Source organism: Streptomyces sp. NPDC047049, assembly GCF_040643995.1.
In the GTDB taxonomy this organism is placed as follows: Bacteria; Actinomycetota; Actinomycetes; order Streptomycetales; family Streptomycetaceae; genus Streptomyces; species Streptomyces mooreae.
Map to the genome: position 1 here is coordinate 116,281 of NZ_JBEYVM010000017.1, position 14,256 is coordinate 130,536.

At 74.8% G+C, this 14,256-nt stretch carries 12 protein-coding genes; 6 read left to right on the forward strand and 6 right to left on the reverse strand.

Annotated elements, in window-relative coordinates:
* Positions 1-20: 20 nt before the first annotated feature.
* Positions 21-1,376, reverse strand: a complete 1,356-nt coding sequence (locus ABZ851_RS28910; protein WP_361133620.1) for a hypothetical protein — start codon at positions 1,374-1,376, stop codon at positions 21-23.
* Between the two features lie 399 nt (positions 1,377-1,775).
* Between ABZ851_RS28910 and ABZ851_RS28915 the strand changes: the two genes are divergently transcribed.
* Both ABZ851_RS28915 and ABZ851_RS28920 read left to right on the forward strand, forming a co-directional pair.
* Entirely contained in the window at positions 1,776-3,098 is a 1,323-nt protein-coding gene (locus tag ABZ851_RS28915) for a molybdopterin-dependent oxidoreductase (RefSeq protein ID WP_361133476.1), read from the forward strand.
* A 146-nt stretch (positions 3,099-3,244) separates the two neighbouring features.
* Complete coding sequence (locus ABZ851_RS28920) at positions 3,245-3,709, forward strand: hypothetical protein (RefSeq protein WP_361133623.1); 465 nt, start codon at positions 3,245-3,247, stop codon at positions 3,707-3,709.
* Here the strand turns inward: ABZ851_RS28920 and ABZ851_RS28925 are convergent.
* The 4 genes from ABZ851_RS28925 to ABZ851_RS28940 all read right to left on the reverse strand — a co-directional run bounded on the left by ABZ851_RS28925 (position 3,640) and on the right by ABZ851_RS28940 (position 6,978).
* The gene (locus tag ABZ851_RS28925; protein WP_361133479.1) at positions 3,640-4,377 is read right to left on the reverse strand and encodes a methyltransferase domain-containing protein; all 738 of its coding nucleotides are present in this window, start codon (positions 4,375-4,377) and stop codon (positions 3,640-3,642) included. The genes ABZ851_RS28920 and ABZ851_RS28925 overlap by 70 nt on opposite strands.
* An 8-nt stretch (positions 4,378-4,385) precedes the next feature.
* Positions 4,386-5,054 carry a DUF2064 domain-containing protein gene (locus ABZ851_RS28930; protein ID WP_361133482.1) on the reverse strand — a complete coding sequence of 223 codons (669 nt, stop codon included), beginning with the start codon at positions 5,052-5,054 and terminating at the stop codon, positions 4,386-4,388.
* Complete coding sequence (locus ABZ851_RS28935; RefSeq protein ID WP_361133485.1) at positions 5,051-5,770, reverse strand: glycosyltransferase family 2 protein; 720 nt, start codon at positions 5,768-5,770, stop codon at positions 5,051-5,053. Before ABZ851_RS28935 ends, ABZ851_RS28930 begins: the two co-directional genes overlap by 4 nt.
* Before the next feature lie 146 nt (positions 5,771-5,916).
* Positions 5,917-6,978, reverse strand: a complete 1,062-nt coding sequence (locus tag ABZ851_RS28940; protein WP_361133487.1) for an NAD-dependent epimerase/dehydratase family protein — start codon at positions 6,976-6,978, stop codon at positions 5,917-5,919.
* A gap of 401 nt (positions 6,979-7,379) precedes the next feature.
* Between ABZ851_RS28940 and ABZ851_RS28945 the strand changes: the two genes are divergently transcribed.
* Entirely contained in the window at positions 7,380-8,384 is a 1,005-nt protein-coding gene (locus ABZ851_RS28945) for a PP2C family protein-serine/threonine phosphatase (protein WP_361133625.1), read from the forward strand.
* Between the two features lie 9 nt (positions 8,385-8,393).
* Here the strand turns inward: ABZ851_RS28945 and ABZ851_RS28950 are convergent, their stop codons facing one another.
* Positions 8,394-9,569, reverse strand: coding sequence for a YihY/virulence factor BrkB family protein (locus tag ABZ851_RS28950; RefSeq protein WP_361133489.1), 1,176 nt, complete (start codon positions 9,567-9,569; stop codon positions 8,394-8,396).
* A gap of 18 nt (positions 9,570-9,587) precedes the next feature.
* Between ABZ851_RS28950 and ABZ851_RS28955 the strand changes: the two genes are divergently transcribed.
* From ABZ851_RS28955 to ABZ851_RS28965, 3 genes are all read left to right on the forward strand, one after another.
* The gene (locus ABZ851_RS28955) at positions 9,588-11,231 is read left to right on the forward strand and encodes an acyl-CoA dehydrogenase family protein (RefSeq protein WP_361133492.1); all 1,644 of its coding nucleotides are present in this window, start codon (positions 9,588-9,590) and stop codon (positions 11,229-11,231) included.
* Between the two features lie 490 nt (positions 11,232-11,721).
* On the forward strand, positions 11,722-13,011 hold the full coding sequence (locus ABZ851_RS28960) for a GAF domain-containing protein (RefSeq protein WP_361133495.1): 1,290 nt from the start codon (positions 11,722-11,724) through the stop codon (positions 13,009-13,011).
* A 308-nt stretch (positions 13,012-13,319) separates the two neighbouring features.
* Positions 13,320-14,180 (forward strand): LLM class flavin-dependent oxidoreductase, encoded by an 861-nt coding sequence (locus ABZ851_RS28965; RefSeq protein WP_361133498.1) that lies wholly within the window; start codon positions 13,320-13,322, stop codon positions 14,178-14,180.
* Positions 14,181-14,256 lie beyond the last annotated feature (76 nt).

Below are 14,256 nucleotides of genomic sequence, written 5' to 3' on the forward strand. Positions count from 1 at the left end.
CCGCCTCTGCTGATGGCCCGTCACCACCCGGTGTACAGAAGGTGGTTGATGAGAAGCGCCAGTACCGCCTGCGCGGTCAGCCAGGGGCGGTGCCGGGCCGTGGGCAGCAGCGCGCAGGCGGCCGGCAGCCAGACGGCGAACGGCAGCCAGATGCGTTCGGTCTCCGCCTTGCTCATCCCGGAGAGGTCGGCGGTCAGCACGGCAAGCAGCACGGCCGCCATGAGGACGGCCAGCCGGACGGTGGGCGCTCGCGGTGGTCCGGCGGACGGGCCGAGCCCCCGCAGGGCGGCGGGGGCCGCCGCGAGGGTGCGGCGCAGGGCTGCCACCGTCGCCGGGCCGATGAGCAGGACGGTGCAGGCGGGATTGGCCCATACCCAGTAGGCGTACGGGCGGACCGCGGCGGCGCCCTGGTAGTAGCGCTCGACCAGCAGCTGGTACCCCTCCCACCAGCGGAATCCGGCGAGGGTGAACACGGTCGCGACGGCCAGCGCCCCGGCCGCCAGGAAGGGCAGCGGCCGTGCGGTGCGGGTGAGCAGCAGGGCCGCCGCGGCGATCAACGCGATCAGGGTGAGGCCGTAGGAGAGATAGCAGGTCAGGCCGAGGAGGAGCCCGGAGGCGAGGGCGGCGGCGGCCGGGACGGGGGCGCCTGGCAGCGGTAGCCGGGGGAGGGCGGGGTGCGTGGCGGCGAGGACGAGGAGCGCCAGGGACCAGGCGGCGACGGCCGCGAAGTAGCCGTCCGCCGAGGTGCCCACCCAGACGGCGGCCGGGGTCAGCACGAGGAACGGCGCCGCCCGGCGGGCGGTCGGCTCGTCGGTGAGAGCACGCAGCGTGATGAGGACCGCGGCCACGGCGGAGGTGCCGGCCGTGAGGCACCAGAGGCCGGCCCAGCCGCCCCCGCCCAGGCCGATGCGGTCCAGGCCGACGAAGGTGAGGACGGCGGCCGGTGGATGCCCGGCGACATGGGCGGGCCAGTGGTCCGGGGCGTTGTTGAGGATGTGGTGGGTGAAGTCACGCAGCGCCGGCCCGAGGTCGTCGAAGCGGCGGATGACGGTCAGGTATTCGTAGGCGGTGGTGAGCCGGCCGGCGATACCGGTGCGCCAGCCGTCTATCAGCGCCAGCGCCCCCGTCCAGGCCAGGGCGGCGGCCCAGCCCGACAAGACGAGGCGGCGCCAGGACAACCGGGCCGCGAGGGACGGTCCGTGGACGATCACCAGGGCGGCGACCGCGAGCGCGGCGGGGGTGCCGGGGCCCAGGTGCGGGGACCACGAGGCGTACAGCGGGGGCCAGTTGACGTGCAGGCTGCCGTTGGCGCGCTCGATGACGGTGCCGACCAGCGCGGCCACCGCGACGAGCAGGGCGGCGCCCGCGGCGGCCATCAGATCGCGGCGGTGCGCGGCGCGTTCCGCGGCGGGGCCTTCGGGGGCCGGACGGGACGGCCGGCGAGATGACGGGCGAGGGGACGGGCAGGAGTGTGGCTGCGAGGCCGGACGGGGGGTCGCACGGGAGGTCACAGCGGCACGTTAGGCGCCCTTCGGCGGCAACGGCCGGGCGGCGGCAGCGGCGTCATCGTTCCGTCAGATTTCCCCGGGCCCCCGGTCGGCGGAGGGTGCTCCTGCCCCACGACGCCAGGGTCCGACGTCAGAGTTTCGTCATGCGTCAGGGCCCGTTCGACGCCCCCCTCGCGGCATACCGTCGAAGCCACGCCCCTCCGGCCCCGAGCGCCGGACAGGCCAGGCGGCGGACCCCCGTCGCGCCAATCGCCAAGGACACACACCATGAGTGCCCCTCCCCCGCGTCCTTCTCCTTCCGCCCCCTCTCCTCCTCCCTCTTCTTTGCCTTCCTCTTCCTCTTCCTCTTCCTCTTCCCCTTCCCCGGCATCGCCGTCCGTCTGGCGCAGTCCGCTGCGCGGTCCGCGGCTGACCGCGCTGCTCGGTGTCGTCCTGCTGGCCGGGATCACGCTGCTGTTCGTGACCGGTCTGCTGTCGTACGCCGCGTACAACCCGGATCTGGCCGGTGGTGTCAACGACAAGACGCCCGGCAAGGGCCTGCTGGGCTTCTACCTCTTCAGCTGGCCGACCGGCCCCTCCTGGCTCTACCGGGTCGCCCAGGGGCTGCACGTCACCGTCGGGATCGCGCTGGTGCCCGTGCTGCTGGCGAAGTTGTGGTCGGTGATCCCCAAGCTCTTCGCCCTGCCGCGGGCCCGGTCCCTGGGCCATGCGCTGGAACGGCTCTCCCTGCTGTTGCTGGTCGGCGGGGCGCTCTTCGAGTTCGTCACCGGCATCCTCAACATCCAGCTGGAGTACGTCTTCCCCGGGTCGTTCTATCCGCTGCACTTCTACGGCGCGTGGGTGTTCATGGGCGCGTTCACCGCCCATGTGGTGCTGCGAGCGCCGCGGACCGTCCGGGCGTTGCGCGAGCGCACCGACCCGGGTCCGGCGGCCGATGACACCGGGCTGGTGGCGGCCCGGCCGGACCGGCCGACGGTGACCCGGCGGGGCGCGCTGGGCCTGGTCGGCGCCGGTTCGCTGCTGCTGTTCACGACGACCGCCGGGCAGAACGTCGGCGGATGGTGGCGGCGGACGGCCCTGCTGGCGCCGCACGGGGGCCGGGACCCGGACAGCGGCCCGAACGGCTTCCAGATCAACAAGACCGCCGCGGCCGTCGGCATCAGGGACCGGGAGACGGGAGACGACTGGCGGTTGACGATCGAGGGCGGCGGACGGCGGGTGCGGCTCGGCCGCGCCGAGCTGCTGGCGCTGCCCCAGCACACGGCGGCACTGCCGATCGCCTGTGTCGAGGGCTGGTCGACGGGCGATCAGCAGTGGAGCGGGGTGCGGCTGCGGGACCTCGCCGCGCTGGTGGGGCTCGGTGAACGGCCCCCCGGTGTGCTGGTGGAGTCGCTTCAGCTGCACGGCGCGTTCCGCCGGGCCGCGCTGCGCGACAACCAGGTGCGCGATCCGTCCTCGCTGCTCGCGCTGCGGGTGGGCGGCGCCGAGCTGTCCGCCGACCACGGCTATCCGGCGCGGATCATCGTCCCGGCGGCTCCCGGGGTGCTCCAGACCAAGTGGGTGGCACGGCTGACGTTCGGGGAGTGGTGAGGGTGAGGGTGCACGGGACGCAGCCGGTCATGCGGGAGCGGGCGGGCCGGATCCGGCAACGGGTCGTGCGGGCACGGGCAGTACGGGCGCTCGGGGCACTGCGCCTCCCCCGCCGTTACGGCGAGGGACCGCTGCATCTGCTGCTGATGCTCGCCTCGTTCGCCCTCACCGGCTACGCGGGGGTGCGGCTGCTGGCCGGCGGGCAGTGGCCGCTGGTGCTCGCCTGGTTCGCCGGGGCGGCGCTGCTGCACGATCTGGTGCTGCTGCCGTTGTATGCGCTCGCCGACCGGGTGGTGGTCCGCTGGACGGCGGGGAACGGGCCGCACCGGGCCCGAGCCGCGTATGTCCGGGTACCCGCCGCGTTGTCCGGATTGCTGCTGCTGGTGTGGTTTCCGCTGATCGCGGGCTCGGCGGGTGGCGGCTCGGCGGCGCATTACGAGGCCACGACGCGGCTGCCCGGCGGGGTGTTCCTGACGCGCTGGCTGCTGGTCACCGCCGGGCTGTGCGCGCTGTCCGCCCTGTGGCTGCTGGTCCGTACGGTTCAGCGGCGGCTGCGCGGGGCGCCCCGGCGGCGCAGCGAGACGAAGCAGCGTGCGGCGTCCGGCCCCTGACCGGCCCGGTCCGTGACGGTCCACTGCTCGACGGGGTTCCAGCCGGCGGCGTCCGCGTAGCGCAGCAGCGCGGGGGCGCCGACCCGGGCCCAGGGGAACGGCTCGCCCGGCGCGGGCCGCTCCCCCGGGCCCGGGTGGTCTCCCCGCTCCACCCGGACCTGGACCTGTTCGTCGAGGTCCGCCGCGGTGGTCTCCACGATCAGCAGACCGTGCCGGCCGACCAGTTCCGCGGTGCGGGTGAGCAGGGCGTACGGGTCGCCACCGATGCCGATGTTGCCGTCGAGGAGCAGGGCCGTGCCCCAGCTCCCCTCCTCCGGCAGGGAGTCGAAGACGGAGCGGTGCAGTGCCAAGCCGCCGGCCGCCGCGGTGCGGGACACCGCGGCCGTGCTGACGTCGATGCCGAGCACCGGCCGGCCCTGGGCTACGAGCGCGGCGACCAGCCGGCCGGGGCCGCAGCCGATGTCGAGGACGGCGCCCTCGCAGCGGCGCAGCGCCGAAAGATCGGCGGCGTCCGCCCCGGCGCACCAGCGCTCCACCTCCAGCGGCAGCAGCCAGCCGTCGCTGCGCCGCAGGAAGAGCGGGCCGTGGCCGCGGCGCAGCGCATCGGCGTACGGGTCGGCGCCCCAGGTGACGGTGTCGCACCGGTCGGTCTGTGCCGTGGGCGGCATGGCGGTGCTCATCGGCCGGTGACCGGGGTCAGCCGGGCGAGGGTGGCGGCGAAGCGTCCGCCGGGGGCCGCGGCCGCGACCCGCTCCGCGTCGTCGGCGGTGTCGACGTCCCGCAAGGGCGGCAGGTCCCGCACCCGGAGTCCGGCGGCGGTCAGCCGCGCGCGCTGGGCGGCGCCGGTGCGGCCGGTGGACATGGGGACGCCGCGCAGCAGCCGGGGGTCGGGGACGGCCAGGCCGAGCGCCCAGAATCCGCCGTCCTCGGCCGCGCCGAACCAGGCGTCGCAGTCGTCCCAGGCACCGGAGTCCAGTGCGGGGGCGAGGAGTTGCGGGGTGACCTGCGGGGTGTCCATGCCGATGAGCAGGGTCGGGCCCGTGCTGCCGGCGAAGGCCGCGGCCAGGCGTTCGTCGAGGCCTCCGGGCCCCTGCGGCCGGACCTCGAAGCCGTCCGGCAGCCAGTGGCCCGGGCGGCCGTCGAGGACGACCACCCGCCGCCGGGCGGGTGTGGCGCGTACGGCCTGGAGGGTGTCGTACAGCGCGGCCTCGGCCAGCTCGGCGGCCTCGTCGGGGGTGAAGGGCGGGGTCAGGCGGGTCTTGACCCGGCCGGGCACCGGTTCCTTGGCGATGACCAGGAGTGTCGTCGGCCCGGGACGCTCCGGACGGTGGGCGGGTGCGGTCATCGGGCGGTCTCCTCGGTACGGGGCGGGAGCGGGGGCTGGTGCAGGACGGTGCGCATATCGCGCACCGCATGCCAGGTGCCGCGCCAGGTGCCGGTGACCTTGGAACGGCCGGTGCGCGGCCGGTAGGGCACCTCGCGTTCGTCGACCCGCCAGCCCGCGTCGGCGGCCCGGACGACCATCTGCAGGGGGTAGCCGCTGCGGCGGTCGGTGAGGCCGAGGCCGAGCAGTTCGGTGCGCCGGGCGGCGCGCAGCGGGCCGAGGTCGTGCAGCCGCAGTCCGGTACGGCGGCGCAGCATATGGGCGAGGGCGAGGTTGCCGAGCCGGGCGTGCGGCGGCCAGGCGCCGCGTCCCTGGGGACGGCGGCGGCCCAGCACCAGGTCGCTCTCGCCGTCGCGGACGGCGCGGACGAACGGGGCGAGCAGCGCGGGGTCGAGGGAGGCGTCGCAGTCGCAGAAGCAGACGATGTCGGCGTCGGCGGCCAGCAGCCCGGCATGGCAGGCGGCTCCGAACCCGCGGCGCGGTTCGTGCACCACGGTGGCGCCCAGACCGCGGGCGATCTCGGCCGAGCCGTCGGTGGAGCCGTTGTCCACGACGATCGCCCGCCAGCCGGCCGGGATCCGGGCCAGCACCCAGGGCAGCGCGGCGGCCTCGTCGAGGCAGGGCAGGACGACATCCACCGAGGCGGTCCGGGGGGCGGAAGGAGGGGAGTGGGTCACGCCTTCACCTATGCATCAGAAGCGGACGAGGGGGTGGGGGTTGAGGTTCCTGTGGCACACGGGTGCCGGAGGGGCAGCGGGAGGGAGGGGCGGAGGAGTGGCCGGGGGCGGCGGGGGCCGCGGAGGTGGCGGGGCGGCGTCGTGGGTCACCCCGTCGGCGCCGCCCGCATCCCCTCCCGGGCGAACTCCCGCATCCCCTCCGTGAATCCGGTCGCCGCCCGCCAGCCGAGGTCGTCGGCGATCCGCTGCGAGGAGGCGGTGATGTGCCGTACGTCGCCGAGCCGGTACTCCCCCGTCACCACGGGTGCCGGTCCGCCGCACGCCCGGGCCAGGGTCCGTGCCATCTCGCCGACGGTGTGCGGCACTCCGCTGCCCGTGTTGTAGGCGGTCAGGGTGCCCGGCGCCCGGTCCGGCAGGGCCTCCAGGGCGACCGCGTTGGCCGTGGCGACATCCCGCACGTGGACGAAGTCCCGCCGCTGGCCGCCGTCTTCGTAGACCGTCGGCGCCTCGCCCCGGGCCAGCGCCGAGCGGAAGAAGGAGGCCACCCCCGCGTACGGGGTGTCCCGCGGCATCCCGGGCCCGTAGACGTTGTGGTAGCGCAGCGCGACGGCCCGGCCGCCGGTGGCGCGGGCCCAGGAGGCGGCCAGGTGTTCCTGGGCGAGCTTGGTGGCCGCGTAGACGTTGCGCGGATCGGTGGGCGCGTCCTCGCCGACCAGCCCCGGCCGCAGCGCGGCGCCGCACCGCGGGCAGCGTGGCTCGAACTGCCCGGCATCCAGCTCGCCCACCGCCCGTGGGCCGGGCCGCACCACCCCGTGGACGGGACAGGTGTAGCGGCCCTCCCCGTAGACCACCATCGACCCGGCGAGCACCAGCTCGCGCACCCCGGCCCCGGCCATCGCGGCCAGCAGGACCGCGGTGCCCAGGTCGTTGCAGCCGACGTAGTCCGGCGCGTCCGCGAAGTCCTTGCCCAGACCCACCATCGCCGCCTGGTGGCAGACCGCCCGCACGCCCCGCAGGGCCTCGTCGACCGCCGCCCGGTCCCGTACGTCGGCGACGACGCACCGCGCTCCGGGGCGCGGCGGCGGGGGCCCGGGGTGGGCCGAGGGCAGTAGCGCATCGAGCACGACAGGCTCGTGCCCGCGCGCCACGAGCGCCTCGACGACCTGCGATCCGATGAATCCGGCGCCGCCGGTGACCAGTACACGCATGCCGGTCACGCTAAGCGGGCCGGGACGTTCCGGCCCGTGCATGAGCCGCCGTGTCACGGGTCCGTAAGATCCGCCGCCCCGGTCCGCCGCCCCTGTCCGCGCCCCCGGCCGGCCGCCTCACCGCCGTCCGGGCCACTGCAATTCGGTAACAGGGTGCATTCGAGGTATTTCGGTACGGCATATGTTGCCTATGCTCAGGTCGGGGGCTGAGGGGCCGTTTTCGGACACTCCGATGGCCGACGGCCCCTCGCCCGCCCTCGCCTGACCTCGTCCGCTCCTGCCCGCTCCTCCCACCTCGTCTGACCTCACGTCACCTCACACCGTCGGAGAACACCTTGGCCGTGGACAACGGGGAGCAGCCCACCGGCTCCCGGGTGCTGCCCGCGCTTCCGTATGTGGTCATGGCCGTGGTCACCACGGTCGACCTCACCGCGGGCCCGGAGGTCGGGTTTCTGCCGCTGGTATCGCTGGGCCCGGCGTTCGCCGGACTGGTCGGCGACTGGCGGCGGACCGCCGTGGTCGGGCTGACGGCGTTCGTGCTCTGCGTCGGCCTGGGCGTCTACAACGGTCTGTTCGAGAGCCGGCGCGGGCTGACCGCGCTGCTCTCGGTGGCCGGGGTGACCGCGGCCGGGGTGGTCGCCGCGGTGATGCGGCAGCGGCGCGAGGCGGAGCTGGCCAGCGTCCGGTCCATCGCCGAGGTCGCCCAGCGGGTGCTGCTGCGCCCGGTGCCGCGCGGCGCGGGGCCGCTGCGGATCGCGGTCTCGTACACCTCGGCGGTGGCCGAGGCCCGGATAGGCGGCGATCTGTACGAGGTGGTGACCTCGCCCGCCGGGGTGCGGATCATCGTCGGCGATGTACAGGGCAAGGGACTGGAGGCCGTGGAGAGCGCGGCGGTGGTGCTGGGCGCCTTCCGGGAGGCGGCCTACGACGAACCGGATCTGCCGGCCGTCGGCGAGCGGGTCGAGCGGGCGCTGAACCGCCATCTGTCCGGCGAACGGTTCGTCACCGCGGTGCTCGCCGAGATCGGTGACGGTCCGCGGGCCACCCTGCTGAACTTCGGTCACCCGGCGCCGCTGGTCGTCCGCCCCACCGGTTCGGTCGCCTTCGCCGCGCCGCCCGACCGCGCCCTCCCGCTCGGCCTGAGCCTGCACGGCTCGGTGGCGCCCCTCCCCTACGAGGTGCCGTTCACCCCCGGCGACCAACTGCTCTTCTACACCGACGGCGTCACCGAGGCCCGCGACACGGCGGGCCGCTTCTACCCCCTCGACGAGCGCGCCGCGCTGCTCAAGGATCCCGACCCGGAGACCGCGCTGCGCGCCGTGCGCGAGGATCTGGTCGAGCATGCCGAGGGGCCGCTGCACGACGACGCGGCGATGCTGCTGGTCCGCTACCGCGGGGCCCGCTGAACCGGCAGGTCAGTCGCGCCGGGGGGCACCGCCCTCACCGCCGTCGCCGTCGTCACCGCCCTCACCGCCTTCGCCGTCGTCACCGCGCTCACCGCCCTCACCGCCGTCGCCGCGCTCACCGTGGTCACCGCCCTCACCGTCGTCGCCGTGGTCACCCGGCCCCCCGTCCGCCGACGCCCCCTGCCCGTCGCCGGCACCCGCCTCCTCAGTCCCCGCCGCCTTCGCCTTGGCGGCCGCCCGCCGGGCGACCTCCTCGCGGGCCGCGGCCGTGGCGACCGACGGCCACACCCGGTCGAGTGAGGCGTTCATCGCGGCCCCGACCAGCACCGCGAAGGCGGACACCCCGATCCACAGCAGTACGGCGACCGGAGCGGCCAGTGAGCCGTAGATGGTGGGCCCCTCGACCGTCGAGGTGAGGTAGAGCCGCAGCAGGAAGCTGCCGAGCACCCACATGCCGAGCGCGACCACCGCACCGGGAATGTCCTCCGGCCAGGGCGAACGGACCGGTACGGACGCGTGGTAGAGCGTGGTCAGGAAGGCGACCGACAGGAGCAGGACGACCGGCCAGTACAGCGCTCGGATGATGTGCTCGCTGGCCGGCAGCCAGCTCACGACGGTGTCGGGTCCGGCGACCATCAGCGGCAGCGCGACGGCGCCGACGACCAGCGCGGCGAGGTACAGCGCGAACGCCAGCAGCCGGGTCTTGATGATGCCGCGCCGGCCGTCGAGCCCGTACATGATGGTGATGGTGTCGACGAAGACGTTCATCGCCCGGGACCCGGACCACAGGGCGATGGCGAAGCCGAGGGAGATGACGTCCGGGCGGCGGCCGGTGAAGACATCGTTGAGCAGCGGCCGGGCGATCTCGTTCACGCCCTTGGCGGACAGGACGGTGCCGGCCGCGCCGAGGATGTGCCGGCGGACGCTGTCGATCGTGTCGTGCCCGATCCAGGCGTTCGTGTAGCCGAGCACGCCCAGGAGGCCCAGGATCAGCGGCGGCAGCGACAGCAGGCTCCAGAAGGCGGCCTCGGCGGCCAGGCCGGTGACGCGGTACTTCATGCAGGAGTTGACGGTGTCCTTGAGCAGGAGCCAGGCCAGCCGGCGTTTGGAGACGTTGCGGTAGAGGGCACGGGCCTTGGTCAGACGGCCCGCGGGCCGCTCGGTTGGTTCGTTTGCCGGCTGCACCTCCTTACCGTATCCGGCATGGCAGCCACCACTCACACAGTCACGAACCAGCCCCCGCCACTGGTCGGATATGACGTCTTCGCCGGCGACGCGGCCCTGACCGAGGGCATCACCCGGTATGTCGCCGACGTCCGGCTCGATGAGGTACGCGAAGAACTGACCACCCTGGGGCAGGCGGCCGGCTCCGAGCACGCCCGGCGCTGGGGCGAAGAGGCCAACACGCACCCGCCCGTCCTGCGCACCCATGACCGCTACGGCCACCGGATCGACGAGGTGGAGTTCCACCCGGCATGGCACCGGCTGCTCGGCCATGCGGTCACGGCCGGCCTGACCGGCGCCTGGTCCCGCCCCGACGGCCATGTCCGCCGCACCGCCGGCTTCCTGGTGTGGACGCAGGCCGAGGCGGGGCACGGCTGCCCGGTGTCGATGACCCATGCGGCGGTGCCCACGCTGCGCGCCGAACCCGAGCTGGCGGCCGAGTGGGAACCGCTGCTCACCTCACGGGTGTACGAGCACGAGCTGCGCCCGGTCGCCGAGAAGGGCGGCGCGCTGGCCGGGATGGCCATGACCGAGAAGCAGGGCGGCAGCGACCTGCGGGCCCTGACGACCCGCGCCGAGCCGCTGGCCGCATCCGGCGAGTACGTCCTGACCGGTCACAAGTGGTTCTGTTCGGCGCCGATGTCGGACGCCTTCCTGGTGCTGGCCCGCGCGCCGGGAGGGCTCACCTGCTTTCTGCTGCCGCGGGTGCTGCCGGACGGCAGCCGTAACTCCTTCCGCATCCAGCGGCTCAAGGACAAGCTCGGCAACCGCTCGAACGCGTCGGCGGAGGTCGAGTTCGACGGGGAGAGCTGGGCGCGCCGGGTCGGCGAGGAGGGACGCGGGGTGGCGACCCTCATCGAGATGGTCGCGGCGACCCGGCTGGACTGTGTCAGTGCGTCGGCGGCGGTGATGCGGCAGGCGGTGGCGCAGGCGGTGCACCACGCCACGTACCGGGAGGCCTTCGGGGACCGGCTGGCCGACAAGCCGCTGATGCGCAATGTGCTGGCCGATCTGGCACTGGAGTCGGAGGCGGCGACGACGCTGGCGCTGCGGCTGGCGGCGGCGTACGACGGCGGCACCGAGCAGGAACGGCATTTCCTGCGGCTGGCGGTGCCGGTGGCGAAGTACTGGGTGACCAAGCGCTGCACACCGCTGGTGACCGAGGCGCTGGAGTGCCTGGGCGGCAACGGCTACGTGGAGGAGTCGGGGCTGCCGCGGCTGCTGCGTGAGGCGCCGCTCAACTCGATCTGGGAGGGCGCCGGCAATGTCCAGGCGCTGGACGTCCTGCGGGCCCTGCGGCGCGAACCCGAGGCGCTGAACGCGTTCCTGGCCGAGGTCGGCGCGGCACGGGGCGCGGACCACCGGCTGGACCGTGCCATCACGGGGATGCTCACCGAACTCGCCGACCTGGAGGGCATCGAGGCCAGGGCCCGGCGGCTGGCGGAGCGGATGGCGCTGGTCTTGCAGGGGTCGCTGCTGGTGCGCCATGCGCCGCCCGAGGTCGCGGACGCGTTCTGCGCCGGCCGGCTCGGCGGAGACGCGGGCACGGCCTTCGGCACGCTGCCGCACACGCTGGATCTCGCGGCCGTGGTGGCGCGGGCCCGGCCGGTGGCCGAAGGCTGAGCGCGGCACCGGCCTTGCCCGGGAGCGGCCGATGCGGCACCGGCCTTGTGCGGGGGGGGCGGCCCGACGCGGCACGGCCCGGCGCGGCGGCGGCTCCCCGTTACCTCCGGGCACCGCCTCAGGAGGCAACGGGGGCAGGGGGTTACCGCCGCCGCGCCGGTCGGGGAGCGGTGCCGCGCCGACACGGCACCGCTCCCGGTCCAGGGGCGTCAGGGAACTGAGCCCCCTCCCGCACCGTGCCGACGTCGCGCAGGGCGGCCGATGGTATCTCCGGCGACACCGGCGGGCACCCCGACGGGTGACCGGCGCACCCGCGGTGGCGAGACTCCATCGGCCGCTTCGGTCACCTTCCCCGCAACGCCTCCCGGGCGACAACGGTTGCACTGCGTTGCAGCGCCGGCGGGCGGACCGGGAGAATGGGCGGTTCCAGGACGGACCGGTGAGCGTATGAGGGGCACCACCCGAGGGACCGGGCAGTACGGAGAACAGCGTGAGCGACAGAGCGATCGACGGCGCCATCTGGTCGGACCGGGACAACCGCGCCACCGCACACCGTCTCGCCACGGTCCACGAGGCGGTGCTCGCGGGCGAGATGACACCGGGCCGGACGTCCGCGGCACCGCGCCCGGTGATCGGTGAATCCTGGCGCCGGATGCGGGTATCGGGCGTCGACCCGGACCGGGACCGTCCCCAAATCCCCCTGTCAGTCGCGGAGTTGGAGCAGCGTCGGCAGGTGTCCCCACTGGCGGGGGTGCTGCCGATGCTCAGCGAGCAGCTGTTGCCGGCTGCCGACGCCGCACAGCAGATCATGGTCGTCACGGACGCCGAGGGCCGGGTGCTGTGGCGCGAGGGCAGTGCGCCGGTCCGGCGGATGGCCGACCGGCTGGGCTTCGACAAGGGCGCCGACTGGACGGAGGACGTCGTCGGCACCAACGCCATCGGCACGGCGCTGGTGGCCGGCCGGCCGGTGCTGGTGCACTCCGCGGAGCATTTCGTCCGCAGCCACCACCAGTGGACGTGTGCCGCGGCGCCGCTCCACGACCCGCGCGACGGGCGCCTGTTGGGCACGGTGGACCTCAGCGGCCCGGCGGCCTCCTTCCACCCCACGACGCTCTCGCTGGTGTCCGCCGTCGCCCGGCTCGCCGAGGGCGAGCTGCGCACCCGCCACCACCTGTCCCTGGAACGGCTGCGGTCGAGCGCGGCGCCGGTGCTGGCGCGGATCGGCGGGCGGGCGCTGGCCGTCGACCCGAGCGGCTGGGTCGTGGGGGTGGCGGGCCTGACGCCGCCGGACCGGGTGGCGCTGCCCAAGGCGCCCGAGGCCGGGGCGCTGTGGCTGCCGCGGTACGGCATGTGTGCCCTGGAGCCGTTACCCGGCGGCTGGCTCATCCGGGTCGGGGGCCGGGAACGGGACACCGGGCCGAGCCGGGTGGTGCTGGACGTCAGCGGCCGGGACGGCGCGACGGTGACCGTCAGCGGACCGGCCGGCAGCTGGTCGCACGAGCTGACCCCGCGCCATGCCGAGCTGCTGTTCGTCCTCGCCGCGCATCCGCAGGGACGCAGCGCCGCCGAACTCGCCAGGGACCTCTTCGGCGACGACAGCCGTACGGTCACGGTGCGCGCCGAGCTGTCCCGGCTGCGCCGCCATCTCGCGAGCGTGCTGGCGCACCGCCCGTACCGCTTCGCTGACGGGGTGGAGGTGGAGCTCCGGCTGCCGCCGCGGCCCGACCGTCTGCTGCCGCAGTCCTCGGCGCCCGCGGTGGCGGCGGCGCGGCTGGGGTAACGCGGCGTCTGGGGTGACGGGGCGAGGGGACCCGGGCTCGGCGAGGCCGGGCGGACGGCAAGGCCCCGGAGGCCGCAGGGCAAGGCGAGCGGCAGGGCGGACCGGGCGGGAACCGGAGCGAAAAACCCGGTGCGGACGTACGCACCCCTCTCGTACAGTGGCCGCACTCTGACCTCAGCTCTCCAGATGGACGTCGCAGAACGGGAGCAGCCCGCGCGCAGCGATCGCGCGGAGCCGAATGAGTGGGCGACACACGACACGACAGTCCGCGTGCACTCCTGCCCGTATGTCCTTCTGGAGGACCCTCCATGTCCGTAGGCCTCGGCCTCCCCATCGGCGATCCCGCACAGCTGCTGAGCTGGGCCCGGCGCGCCGAAGCCACCCCCTTCAGCACGGTCGCCCTGCTCGACCGGCTGGTGTTCGGCAACCCCGAGCCGCTGATCACGCTGGCCACCCTCGCCGGCGCCACCTCCCGGATCCGGCTGCAGACCGAGGTGCTGCTCGCCCCGCTGCACCGTACGACGCTGCTCGCCAAGCAGGCCGCCACGCTCGATCTGCTGTCGGGCTCCCGCTTCACCCTCGGCATCGGTACCGGCGGACGCGACGACGACTATCTGGCCGCCGGCGTCGACCTGCGCACCCGCGGCCGGCGGCTCGACCGGCAGCTGGCCACCCTGCGCCGCGTCTGGTCCGGTGCACCGCTCTCCGACGACATCGGTCCGATCGGTCCCGCTCCCGCGCGGCCCGGTGGGCCCGAGGTGCTGTTCGGCGGTTTTGTGCCCGCCGTGGTGGAGCGCGTGGCCCGCTGGGGCGACGGGTTCGTCGGCGCCGCACTCCCGGCCCCGCAGATGGACGGCCTGTTCCGTGCGGTCGAGACGGCCTGGTCCCGGGCCGGCCGTACGGGCCGGCCCCGGCTGCTGGCCCAGGTCAATGTCGCCCTCGGCCCGGAGCCGACCCTCGACCGGGCCCGCGAGGAACTGGCCGCGTACTACCGGCCGAGCAGTTACACCGACCATGTCGTGAAGGGACTGCTCACCACCGGGCCACAGATCCGCGAGGCGGTGGCCGCGTTCCGGGCGATCGGCGCCGACGAAGTGATGCTCTACTGCTGGTCCCCGGACCCGGACCAGGTCGAGCGGCTGGCTGACGCGGTGTTCCACGGCGCATAGCGGTTCGGGCGGGGCCGTTCGCCGGGCGTCCCCTCGGCGGGCGTCCCCTTTCAAGGGGGCCGCCCGCCGACAGGGC

What these genes read in the sequence shown, in the direction of transcription:
- ABZ851_RS28930 (WP_361133482.1), bottom strand. Translation starts at nt 5,054, where the DNA reads ATGACCGCACCCGCCCACCGTCCGGAGCGTCCCGGGCCGACGACACTC.
- ABZ851_RS28915 (WP_361133476.1), top strand. Translation starts at nt 1,776, where the DNA reads ATGAGTGCCCCTCCCCCGCGTCCTTCTCCTTCCGCCCCCTCTCCTCCT.
- ABZ851_RS28945 (WP_361133625.1), top strand. Translation starts at nt 7,380, where the DNA reads ATGGCCGTGGTCACCACGGTCGACCTCACCGCGGGCCCGGAGGTCGGG.
- ABZ851_RS28910 (WP_361133620.1), bottom strand. Translation starts at nt 1,376, where the DNA reads ATGGCCGCCGCGGGCGCCGCCCTGCTCGTCGCGGTGGCCGCGCTGGTC.
- ABZ851_RS28955 (WP_361133492.1), top strand. Translation starts at nt 9,588, where the DNA reads ATGGCAGCCACCACTCACACAGTCACGAACCAGCCCCCGCCACTGGTC.
- ABZ851_RS28940 (WP_361133487.1), bottom strand. Translation starts at nt 6,978, where the DNA reads ATGCGTGTACTGGTCACCGGCGGCGCCGGATTCATCGGATCGCAGGTC.
- ABZ851_RS28965 (WP_361133498.1), top strand. Translation starts at nt 13,320, where the DNA reads ATGTCCGTAGGCCTCGGCCTCCCCATCGGCGATCCCGCACAGCTGCTG.
- ABZ851_RS28925 (WP_361133479.1), bottom strand. Translation starts at nt 4,377, where the DNA reads ATGCCGCCCACGGCACAGACCGACCGGTGCGACACCGTCACCTGGGGC.
- ABZ851_RS28920 (WP_361133623.1), top strand. Translation starts at nt 3,245, where the DNA reads ATGCTCGCCTCGTTCGCCCTCACCGGCTACGCGGGGGTGCGGCTGCTG.